The sequence below is a fragment of the Mycoplana sp. BE70 genome (genome assembly GCF_031455855.1).
Classification (GTDB): Bacteria; Pseudomonadota; Alphaproteobacteria; order Rhizobiales; family Rhizobiaceae; genus Mycoplana.
In genome coordinates, this window is the sequence record NZ_JAVDTM010000012.1 from 141666 (window position 1) to 151761 (window position 10096).

Consider the following 10096-nt stretch of genomic DNA (forward strand, 5'->3'; position numbering starts at 1 on the left):
GGCGGCCGCGTTGCTGTTTCCGGTCTGGTCAAGGGCTGGATTTGGAGCTCCGGCTGACAACAAAAAACCCGGCATACGGCGGGTTTTTAAGAAGGTCTTGCCCGATCCGGATCAGGCCGTCTCGAGATAGTCCCCATCCGGCTCGCGCAGCACGTAGCCGCGGCCCCAGACCGTCTCGATGTAATTCGCGCCGCCGGCGGCATTGGCGAGCTTCTTGCGCAGCTTGCAGATAAAGACGTCGATGATCTTCAGTTCCGGCTCGTCCATGCCACCATAGAGGTGATTGAGGAACATTTCCTTCGTCAGCGTCGTGCCCTTGCGCAGCGAGAGCAGTTCGAGCATCTGGTATTCCTTGCCGGTCAGATGGACCCGCTGGCCGCCGACTTCGACGGTCTTGGCGTCGAGGTTAACGATCAACTCACCGGTCGAGATCACGGACTGTGCATGGCCCTTGGAGCGGCGAACAATGGCGTGGATGCGGGCAACCAGTTCGTCCTTGTGGAAGGGTTTGGTCATGTAGTCGTCGGCGCCGAAGCCGAGGCCGCGCACCTTGTCCTCGATGCCGGCCATGCCTGAGAGTATCAGGATCGGCGTCTTGACCTTGGCCAGGCGCAGCGTGCGCAGCACTTCGTAGCCCGACATGTCCGGCAGGTTCAGGTCCAGCAGGATGATGTCGTAGTCGTAGAGCTTGCCGAGATCGACACCCTCTTCGCCCAGATCCGTCGTGTAGACATTGAAACTTTCGGATTTGAGCATCAACTCGATGCTCTGCGCTGTCGCGCTGTCGTCTTCAATAAGTAGTACCCGCATTTCCGTCCCCTTTTCCGCCGCTCAAGGTGTCCTGGCCCCTCTACGCGATACGGATCCAGTTGTTGCCTGATTTGGAGGCTGCCACCGAATGGTTAACAAATTCTGATTCACTCTGGCAAGATGGTATGAAGTTGTTAAATAATTTCGGCAGCCCCCTGAATTTACGTCAAAATTTGGCGTCGCGCTTCTCACCTGTTTTGTGAGGAAAATACGCTATCCGACTCTTTCGACTCATGATTATCGGGTGCCCGGCATTTTGACTGTTGCATTTACCGACCCTTAAATCATGCCACCTATGATTAACGATGCCCGTAAACGAAAGGTTACCAGCGGTAGGGTTTCGTTAATGTCGCGGAAATTTTTTGTGAACGTCGGCTTGTTCAGCCGACGCACGGGCAAAAATGTCGGCCTGCTTCGATCTGTGCAACAGGCGGGGCAGGCCTTAAGCGTGTAAGGTTGGCGGCGTTTGCCGCCCACCAGGTGCCGGGGTCTCGCTATCCACGGGAGTATTGCGTATGAAGCCACGTGAGAGCCTAGTTCGCCTGAAGGAGTTTCAGGTGAAAGAAAAAAGGCGGCAGTTGAGCCAGTTGCAAATGATGATGTCCGAGTTCGAACGGATGTCTAAGGAACTGGAGAGCCAGATTGCCATCGAGGAGAAGAAATCCGGTATTTCTGATCCGAGCCACTTTGCCTACCCCACCTTCGCAAAGGCTGCCCGCCAGCGCGCGGACAACCTGCTCGTCTCCATTCGTGAGTTGAAAGTGCAGCAGGATGCCGCCGAACTCGCGTTGGAGGAGGTGGAAGCCGAATATGCCAAGGCAACGGCGCTGGAAGAGCGCGACAACGCGGTGCGCCTGCGCGCCTGACAACGTCGCACTCCGTCGCTGCGGCTGTGCAGCGCTCAGTAAAGGGAACCCTCATGAGCGGTGAAACCGCGCTCATGAGGGTCCTTTCCGTTTTCCGGATTTGAAACCCAGGACGGCGCCCGCGAGCCGCCTTGCGCGGGCGCTGCCGGCCTGTCAGCGATTGACGACGTCGCTCCATTCAGGGTGGCGCATCGCTTGCGCCCGGAAGAACGGGCAGAGCGGCATGATCTTCCATCCCCCGGCGCGTGCCTGCTCGACGGCATGGAGGGCGAGCGCCTGGCCGACGCCGCGGCCGCGAAGCGCGTCGGGAACGCCGGTGTGGTCGATGATGATCAGTTTCGCCGACGTCCGCGAATAGGTCATTTCCGCCTCATGTCCGTCGACGGTGACCGAATAACGGCCGTGCGAGCTGCTTTCTGTGCTGTGAATATCCATTCCAAATTCTCCTTCGGGCCGATAGCCGGTTCTAGCAGTTCAGGCGCCGATGTCATCCAGTGGCAGGGCGGAACGGCGTTCCTTGGGCGAAAGTGCTATGGATGCGGCACTGATTCATCATGAGGCGCGCAATGGCCCTGATCGTTCCTGCCCTGCTTGTTCTTTCGGCACTGTCGCTCGCCTTCGGCATGGTGCTTCCGCTGGTCCTGTTCGAGAGGCTCTACTTTTTCACCGAGACGCCGTCGCTGCTCGGTATCGTTGCCTCGTTGTGGGCACAGGAGAACCAACTGCTCGCCGTGGTCGTCGGTCTGCTTTCGATCGTCTTCCCGGTGATCAAGCTCATCGGCGTTGCCTTTGAGGCGATCAGTCGGGGCGATGGAAGCCACGATCGGCTGCTTGCCGGCCTGCTTCCGCTTCTTGCCCGTTGGTCGATGATGGACGTGATGCTTGTGGCGCTGGTGATCGTGGCAGCCAAGACCACCGGTATCGCAAGTGCCTTCACGCAGCCGGGCCTGTGGTTCTACGCGGCGTCGGCGGTGCTGACCAGCCTGCTGCAGATGCAGCTGCGGCCGCGCTGAGGCGGCCGCGGGTCTTTCTGACGAAACGCCCAGTCGGCGTGTCAGTGCCTGTATTGCTGGATGCGAGTGGTGCGCAGGCCGGCCAGGCCGTGATCGTTGATGGAGGACTGCCACGACAGGAATTCCTCGACCGTCAGCGTATAGCGTTCGCAGGCTTCCTCCAGGCTCAGCAGGCCGCCGCGGACCGCGGCAACGACTTCAGCCTTCCGGCGGATCACCCAGCGCCGCGTGTTGGCTGGCGGCAGATCGGCGATCGTCAAGGGGCTGCCATCGGGGCCGATGACATACTTTACGCGGGGTCGTATCAATTCGGTCATAGGACTCTCTACTACACACAAGACCATGTGGGCCTCACTGTAGTTTGCCACATTTAAAATTTGGCTAAGCCGACCGTAACAATTCGCTAACAAATTGAGCAGTTTCCGCAGATTAGATCTTTGCGTCCAACGGCGGGCATCGCGATCGTGCAGTTCCTCTTCACGGTCGGTTAAGATTGCCCGGAAGCCATGAGATCTAACTATTTTCACGGGCGGCTCGCTTCTGTTAGGACGGCGCCAGATCAAAGGCGGTGCATCGGATAGGCCGCAATCCTCTCAAATGTTCCCTCCGGACGGTTGGCTGAGGCGTTGTGGAACGGCTGGTTTCGCTTTTGACCTTGTTTGGAGGCGCTAGTCGCAGCGTGGAATGGTTGCGGCCCGACCGACCCATTGGATACGCAAGATGAGAGATCTGGATAAGGCGAAGGCGCGACATGGCCAGTTGCCGGAATTTCTGACTGGCGCGACGCTGGAGAATGTTCAGACGGAGTACGAAGTGCTGCAGCTGATGCGGCGCTGCGCCCGTCATTTCGACTTTGACCATTTCCTCGTGGCGCGCTTTCCGGAGGCCGAAAGGCAGCGTTTCGCCGAACGACTGCTGGTGAGCAACTGGTCGTCCGAGCTCGTGCGGAGCTATGATGAGTTGGGCATATTTCACATCAGCCGGCTCGTTGCGGAGGTGGCGGCGACGAAGCGGCCGGTCCGCGGCGATCAACGGCTGCTCGCGCCGAAGGACACGGCGCGGGCAGGGGAAGATGGAGCAGCGGAGCTTGCTGCACGTCATGGCCTCGTAAGATCGACCGCGTTCCTGTTGCATTCGACCTCGGGCGAGCCTTTTATTGTGCTGTTTTCTGGCCAGTGCGAGCCGCTCGAAATCAACGAGACGGCAGGACTATACTTCGCGGCGGTCCAGTTGTTCGAGTGCCTGGAACCGACCTTTGCGCCCGGCCCCGGCTCGCGCGAGACCTTGTCGAGCCGCGAGCTCGAGTGTCTGCGTTGGGCCGCGGCCGGCAAGAGCAGCGACGAGATCGCCATCATCCTCGGCATTTCGGCCTATACCGTCAGCAGCTACTTCAAGACCGCGACGAAGAAACTGGGGGCCGTGAACCGGATGCAGGCCATTGCCTCGGCGATGCGGTTGAAACTGATCTAGGCGGCGGATGCGCCGCTCGCTGTGCAATGGCGCCCCGAATGACTGAGAACGCCTGTTCTCTTGCTCCGGCTGGCACAAGTTTCTATATGTCGGGCCAGCAGCGCCTCGTCGTACTGGATACGGGCGAATTACCGTCGTCCGGAGCATGTGCCCAGCGGAGTGCACAGCTTTGCCGGCGACGAGATGCAACAGGCAAATACATGATGCGCGTCGCGCTGCCCGTGACGCGGCGGGGCCTGATCGGGCCTTGGAAAACCAACGGATGGATGCCGTGAACAGTCTTGATTTCGACAGGAAGCCGGAAGATACGCGCGTTGTCGTCGCCATGTCCGGCGGCGTGGATTCATCAGTCGTCGCGGGGCTCCTGAAACGCGAAGGCTATGACGTCCTCGGCATCACGTTGCAGCTTTACGACCATGGCGCCGCCGTCCATCGGGCCGGTTCCTGCTGCGCCGGACAGGACATCGACGACGCGCGCCGCGTCTGCGAGACGCTCGGCATTCCGCACTACGTGCTCGACTACGAGAAGCGGTTCCGCGAAACCGTGATCAATCCGTTCGCCGAGAGCTACATCGCCGGCGAAACGCCGATCCCGTGCGTTGCCTGCAACCAGACCGTCAAGTTTGCCGACCTGCTGGCAACCGCAAAGGACTTGGGTGCCGACGCGCTTGCGACAGGCCACTACATCCGCTCGCGGCCGAACCCGACGCCGGCGGATCCCGGCCGGCGGGCGCTGTATCGCCCGGTCGACGCCGAGCGCGACCAGAGTTACTTCCTGTTTGCCACCACCCAGGAGCAGATCGACTACCTGCGCTTTCCGCTCGGCCACCTGTCGAAGGCCGAGACCCGGGCATTGGCCGAGGAGATGGGGCTTGTCGTTGCCAAGAAGGCCGACAGCCAGGACATCTGCTTCGTGCCGCAGGGCAAGTATTCCGACATCGTGGCCAAGCTGAAGCCGAACGCGGCGCTGGGCGGAGACATCGTCCATATCGACGGCCGCGTGCTCGGCCAGCACGAGGGCATCCTGCACTACACGATCGGCCAGCGGCGCGGCATCGGCGTTGCCACCGGCGAGCCGCTCTATGTCGTCTATCTCGACGCGCGCTCGCGCCGGGTCATTGTCGGGCCGAAGGAGGCGCTGGAGACACGCCGGCTCTACCTGCGCGACGTCAACTGGCTCGGCGACGGCGACATCCACGAGGCGGCCGCCAAGGGCTTTTCCTGCTTTGCCAAGGTGCGTTCGACACGGCCGCCGCGCCCGGCGATGCTGCACGCCGACGAGAACGGCCTCTACGTCGAGCTTTCCGAAGGCGAGGCGGGTGTGGCGCCCGGTCAGGCCTGCGCCCTCTACTCGGGCGAGGGTGAGGACGCACGCGTCTATGGCGGCGGCTTCATCGCCCGCTCCGAGCGCGAGGCAGCCGCGGAGGCGGCGCTGAAGCGCATTCTCGCCGTACCGGCCGCGGCCTGACGCGACGAATTCACAAGCCTTTGCGCGAACGCGCATTTTTGCCGGAAACGACGCTTGACACCCTGGGGAAGGGCACCTTATAAGCCGCCCGTCCCGAACGGAAAACGAAGCGATCGTTGACCGTTTCGCCCGGCGGCGGAGTAGCTCAGTAGGTTAGAGCAGAGGAATCATAATCCTTGTGTCGGGGGTTCGAATCCCTCCTCCGCTACCATGCGTCCCCCCAAAATCTTGGCGCTCAATCCCAGCAACGCGGCATTGCCGCTAAGAGGTTTCCAGTAGCCCTCCGGGCCTCCGATCGATGCGGCGCTGGGCGGCGCAGCGCCTTCTCCTGGCGCGCCGCGTTCCGTCTACATGAGAACAAACTCAATCGGCTGGAGAGCCGGCGGAACGTTCTTCTCATCCATCGCTTCGAGGAGCCCAATTTCGATGGTTCTTGCCAGGGCGCTCAGGGGGACTGCATGCTGGGTGCTTCCGAAGGGGCTCTCAAGCTCTTCACCCAAGGCATCCAGGCCGAAGAAGGTATAGGCGACGAGTACGGAGCAAAATGGCGTAAGCCAACCAAGCGTGTCTGCGAAGCCAAGTGGGAAGAGAAAGCAGAAAAGGTGGGCTGTTCGGTGCAGGAGCAGGGAGTATGCGAACGGGAGCGGTGTGCCTCGGATACGCTCGCATGCGGCCTGGATGCCGCCGAGTTGCGAGACTGAACGATCGAGCGTCTGGAACATGATATCGCTCACCGCTCCCTCGCGATTAAGCGAGGCTAGTCTTGTCGATATGTGCCTCAAGATCGCGTCTGGTCGGTTGACTGCATCGGAAAGGTCTCCACGCAGGCAAGGATCTAATTCGGGTCGGGACGGAGCCGAAGGGCGATCTGGCCGCAAATGGATGGCAAGCGCGTAAACGAACTGGATAACCGAAACCAAAAGTTCGTGTCGGACCACCTTTGTCTCTTTCCCACCTCCGTCCAAGACGAGCGTCTGGCGGCCGAAGTTTCGGCACACCGCAATCATCTCGCCCCACTGTTTCCGGGCTTCCCACCATCGGTCGTAGCAAGCGTTGTTTCTGAACCCTAGGAAGACGGAGAGCGCGATACCGAGAAGAGCAAACGGTACACCCGCGATTGAAGGTACGAATGCTGGGTAGCGCCCATGCAGGAGCACGACAACCGTGGCAAACGCGGCTGTTATGCCGAGTTGCGGGAAAATCTTCGGAACCACCGAGCCCCGCATGATGTAGAAAAGTTGCAGAAAGGTCGGAGAAGGGCGGACGATCATTGCTGGTTCTCTTTGCTATGGATCTCCCCCGCGCCTGCTGCTCTATATTACACAGACCGAATGCAGTGAAGAAGTTGGGATTGGCTGTCGGCAAGGAAGCGTACGCGGTTGTAAAGGCCTCCGACGTTATGGTGGCTGTGGACGACTGAGCGACTGTCGCGGTATCCGTGCAGGCTCGCGGACAGACATGATAGCGCCGGCCCACCCTGGCGCTCTGCCGATTCGCGACAAAGAAAAGCATGATCCGGATATGCAAGTCGGCAGAAGCAGAAGAGTCCCGGTCAGCTACTTTCAGGAACCGATGTCCGCTGCGCTACGCCACTCGATTTGGCGACAAGCGCAGCGGATCCACGCCACCCTGTAGGCGTGAGCCTAATGCGGCCAACGTCGCCAGCATCAAGCGGAAATTCCAGATCCGCTGCCGGTCAGGCCGTCAGGCCTCGGTGCAGAACTGCACGATCTGATGCAGATCAGTGACGAATTGGTGGCGTACCATCTCGGCATCCGGCCGCTTCTGGGTTCTCAGCAGGTAGGATGGATGAACGGTCACCAGCACCGGTGGACCAGTTGGGACTTGAAGGATCTGTCCGCGCGCTTTCGTAACACTGACGCTGCGACCAAAGAGCGTGTAGAGGGCCGTGCCTCCCAACGCAACCACGAGCCGGGGATGGATCAGGTCCAACTCGGCCGCCAGCCACCAGGCGCAGCGCTGGATCTCGTCCGCATTCGGTTTGGCGTGCAATCTGCGCTTGCCGCGTTGCTGAAACTTGAAATGCTTGACCGCATTGGTGACATAGCAACGAGATCGGTCGACGCCTGCCTCGTGAAGGCACTCGTTCAGCAGCAATCCAGCGGGGCCGACAAACGGCCTGCCGGCGATATCTTCACGATCTCCCGGCTGTTCACCAACGAGGACAACCGACGCGCCTTGCGCGCCTTCCCCGAACACCAGTTGCGTTGCCGCTTTGTAAAGGTCGCAACGATGGCAGCCGGAGGCCTGTTCGCGGAGGTCCGGCAATGTCGCCGCCCGCGCCCCCTCCTGTTCCAACGCCGGACCGAACTTTCCATGGCCGATTGTCATGGGGCGAGCCCCAAATCCATGAGTGCTGCGATGGGAACGCACACCGAGCGAAATCGTTCTCTTTGCGTGAACACGGAGGGTGCCATGTCCGAACCGCGCTCAACCTTGGAAGCCAGACTAAATGCGCATCGCCGCCTGCTGGTCATGATGCTCGCCATGTTATCCGGTGACAAAAAGCACCATAGCGCCTTGAAAGCGATGCTCGAGGAAAACAAGTTCCTGGCAAATTACGAAGAGGATCCCGGCATCGACCCCGGTGAGGCGTTCGCAATGCAAAGCTGCACAAATGGCGAGGTATCGGGCATCATAGAGGATGCTGCAAACCGGGCTAAGGCCCGCTTGTAGGCACTCGTCAATGGCCGTTCGGCTGGGGTGGACCGAAAAGCGCCTTGGCGATTTTCTCCAAGGCCAGCGGTTTGTCGCAAAGCACAAATCCGGGAAAACGATCGGGAACGATCGAGGGATCATATCCGGTTGCGAAGACAAAGGCGATGCCGCGCTCAATCAACTGGTCGGCGACGGGGAACACCAACTCGCCGCCGAGATGCACGTCCAGTATTGCCGCATCGATGGCCTGGTCGGCAATCAATCTCAGCGCCTGTTGTACGCTCCCGGTCGGGCCGATGACGGTGGCACCGTATTTCTCGAGTTTCTTCCGGCACTCGTCGGCAAGTAGATATTCGTCTTCAACCACCAAAATTCGGCGACCTGCAAAGAGGCTGCAGTCGGTTGAAGGTGTTGTCATTTCATCCTCCGAAGGCGGCTGATGGCATCCTCATGACCGCGGATGTGCCATTCCTTGTTGGCCGGAGCAGCCGTGGCCAAGTCACAGCAATCCGCACTAAAACCAGGCGACTCTCGCTTCGCCAGCCGCGCGCGGGAACAGAATGAGTTTCGCATGATTGTGAAGAACCACGCCCTCAGGTTTGTTCCCAGGTGGAATTTTTCGATGTGGGGAAGCGCTTTTAGCAGCGTTTCCTGGACGAGGTCGTCCGAGTCGATGGCGCGGTGGTTAAAAGTGCGGGCAAATCGCCGTAGCGCAGGAATACACAGGATGATTTCACCGGCAATCGGGTCGTGTTCGGTCATTCGCATGGTGGTTCCGCAAGCTGCCGCCATGTTGATGGGCGAATGATGAATGCGAGCCAGTGACTTTGGTTCCAGTATGCCTGCGTTGCACTGCGGCGGGCATTGTCGAGTAAGCCGCAAATACTTCCTCCCCAGCGGAATGTGAGCAGCGCCAGGTTGTTGCGGCGCAGCCAGTGGCGAAAACAGTGTCCCATAAGGGCGGTGGGGCAGCGAGGGAAGTTTTGCGAGACGTGCGCAACTCAATCAAGTACGATGATCCCAGTCGTCGCCTGGAAGCAGGAGTGACTGCCTCTGACGGCGTGCACGCCGACAATATCATGCCGCGACCCGGCCGATGAAACCCGACACGTAGTTGAGAATCGGGTGGCGTCGGATGTGCTGTCGCAGCGGAGGTGGGCATGACGGAATATCTCCGTGACTCTCGGCTGAGGAGCAGGAAGGCCGACGAACTGGGCGCCCTTTTTCAGTTCACCGACGCCCTCTACAGGGCAAATTCATTGGCGGACGTGTATAACGCGACGTTCGACGCCATCGGCGCGGCCTTGCGCTGCGAGCGCGCCTCGATTCTGCTCTTCGATCAGACGGGTGTGATGCGCTTTGTAGCCTGGCGCGGCCTTTCAGAAGCGTATCGCGAGGCTGTCGACGGACATTCGCCCTGGAAGCCAGGCGACTGTGAAGCCGTCCCGATTTTCATTGGCGAGATTGAAGCCTCGCATGAATCGGAAGCTCTCAAGCAAACGATAAAGGCCGAAGGTATTCACGCACTGGCCTTCATTCCGCTGACCGCCAATGGCCGCGTCATTGGAAAATTCATGACCTATCGCGAACGGCCGCATGTTTTCACCCAGGACGAGGCTGTCCTTTCGCTTACGATCGCTCGCCAGCTCGGATTCAGCATTGAAAGCAGACGTGCTCAGGAAGCCCATCAATGCGCCGAAGAACTCCTTCGCCGGAGCAAGGAGCGGCTGCAGGTTATCCTCGATAGCGCCAACGAATATGCGATCATCACGCTCGACGACGCCGGACGA

At 60.1% G+C, this 10096-nt stretch carries 13 protein-coding genes, 1 tRNA gene and 1 pseudogene; 8 read left to right on the forward strand and 7 right to left on the reverse strand.

Annotated elements, in window-relative coordinates; all coding sequences use genetic code 11:
- Window positions 1-111: 111 nt before the first annotated feature.
- The gene (gene ctrA / locus J2Y48_RS20845) at window positions 112-810 is read right to left on the reverse strand and encodes a response regulator transcription factor CtrA (RefSeq protein ID WP_310421936.1); all 699 of its coding nucleotides are present in this window, start codon (window positions 808-810) and stop codon (window positions 112-114) included.
- Between the two features lie 515 nt (window positions 811-1325).
- On the opposite strand from ctrA, the gene J2Y48_RS20850 reads away from it, so the two are divergent.
- A complete protein-coding gene (locus J2Y48_RS20850) occupies window positions 1326-1676 on the forward strand; it encodes a flagellar export protein FliJ (protein ID WP_310421939.1) in 351 nt (116 codons plus the stop codon).
- Window positions 1677-1829: 153 nt separating this feature from the next.
- On the opposite strand, the gene J2Y48_RS20855 is transcribed toward J2Y48_RS20850, so the two are convergent.
- The gene (locus J2Y48_RS20855) at window positions 1830-2111 is read right to left on the reverse strand and encodes a GNAT family N-acetyltransferase (protein ID WP_310421942.1); all 282 of its coding nucleotides are present in this window, start codon (window positions 2109-2111) and stop codon (window positions 1830-1832) included.
- Window positions 2112-2242: 131 nt separating this feature from the next.
- Here J2Y48_RS20855 and J2Y48_RS20860 point away from each other — a divergent pair, with 131 nt between their 5' ends.
- The gene (locus J2Y48_RS20860) at window positions 2243-2689 is read left to right on the forward strand and encodes a paraquat-inducible protein A (protein WP_310421945.1); all 447 of its coding nucleotides are present in this window, start codon (window positions 2243-2245) and stop codon (window positions 2687-2689) included.
- Between the two features lie 41 nt (window positions 2690-2730).
- Here J2Y48_RS20860 and J2Y48_RS20865 read toward each other — a convergent pair whose 3' ends face one another.
- Window positions 2731-3006, reverse strand: a complete 276-nt coding sequence (locus J2Y48_RS20865; RefSeq protein ID WP_007769470.1) for a DUF1153 domain-containing protein — start codon at window positions 3004-3006, stop codon at window positions 2731-2733.
- 403 nt (window positions 3007-3409) lie between these two features.
- On the opposite strand from J2Y48_RS20865, the gene J2Y48_RS20870 reads away from it, so the two are divergent.
- The 3 genes from J2Y48_RS20870 to J2Y48_RS20880 all read left to right on the forward strand — a co-directional run bounded on the left by J2Y48_RS20870 (window position 3410) and on the right by J2Y48_RS20880 (window position 5838).
- On the forward strand, window positions 3410-4159 hold the full coding sequence (locus J2Y48_RS20870; RefSeq protein WP_310421948.1) for a LuxR C-terminal-related transcriptional regulator: 750 nt from the start codon (window positions 3410-3412) through the stop codon (window positions 4157-4159).
- 262 nt (window positions 4160-4421) lie between these two features.
- On the forward strand, window positions 4422-5627 hold the full coding sequence (mnmA, locus tag J2Y48_RS20875) for a tRNA 2-thiouridine(34) synthase MnmA (protein WP_310421951.1): 1206 nt from the start codon (window positions 4422-4424) through the stop codon (window positions 5625-5627).
- Window positions 5628-5761: 134 nt separating this feature from the next.
- A tRNA-Met gene (locus J2Y48_RS20880) sits at window positions 5762-5838 on the forward strand.
- A gap of 136 nt (window positions 5839-5974) precedes the next feature.
- On the opposite strand, the gene J2Y48_RS20885 is transcribed toward J2Y48_RS20880, so the two are convergent.
- Complete coding sequence (locus tag J2Y48_RS20885; protein ID WP_310421954.1) at window positions 5975-6898, reverse strand: bestrophin family protein; 924 nt, start codon at window positions 6896-6898, stop codon at window positions 5975-5977.
- Window positions 6899-6960: 62 nt separating this feature from the next.
- On the opposite strand from J2Y48_RS20885, the pseudogene J2Y48_RS20890 reads away from it, so the two are divergent.
- Window positions 6961-7047: pseudogene (locus tag J2Y48_RS20890) on the forward strand (transporter); the annotation flags it as partial.
- Between the two features lie 284 nt (window positions 7048-7331).
- Here J2Y48_RS20890 and J2Y48_RS20895 read toward each other — a convergent pair.
- Complete coding sequence (locus J2Y48_RS20895; protein ID WP_310421957.1) at window positions 7332-7979, reverse strand: UdgX family uracil-DNA binding protein; 648 nt, start codon at window positions 7977-7979, stop codon at window positions 7332-7334.
- Window positions 7980-8063: 84 nt separating this feature from the next.
- Here J2Y48_RS20895 and J2Y48_RS20900 point away from each other — a divergent pair, with 84 nt between their 5' ends.
- The gene (locus J2Y48_RS20900) at window positions 8064-8324 is read left to right on the forward strand and encodes a hypothetical protein (RefSeq protein ID WP_310421959.1); all 261 of its coding nucleotides are present in this window, start codon (window positions 8064-8066) and stop codon (window positions 8322-8324) included.
- A 7-nt stretch (window positions 8325-8331) separates the two neighbouring features.
- Here the strand turns inward: J2Y48_RS20900 and J2Y48_RS20905 are convergent, their stop codons facing one another.
- Window positions 8332-8724: a response regulator gene (locus tag J2Y48_RS20905; protein WP_310421964.1), complete on the reverse strand. Its 393-nt coding sequence runs from the start codon at window positions 8722-8724 to the stop codon at window positions 8332-8334.
- Window positions 8721-9068, reverse strand: coding sequence for a sigma factor (locus J2Y48_RS20910; RefSeq protein WP_310421967.1), 348 nt, complete (start codon window positions 9066-9068; stop codon window positions 8721-8723). The genes J2Y48_RS20905 and J2Y48_RS20910 overlap by 4 nt, the downstream gene beginning before the upstream one ends.
- 398 nt (window positions 9069-9466) lie before the next feature.
- Here J2Y48_RS20910 and J2Y48_RS20915 point away from each other — a divergent pair.
- Window positions 9467-10096 (forward strand): GAF domain-containing protein (locus tag J2Y48_RS20915; RefSeq protein WP_310421970.1); only part of this gene is annotated, 630 nt, incomplete at its 3' end.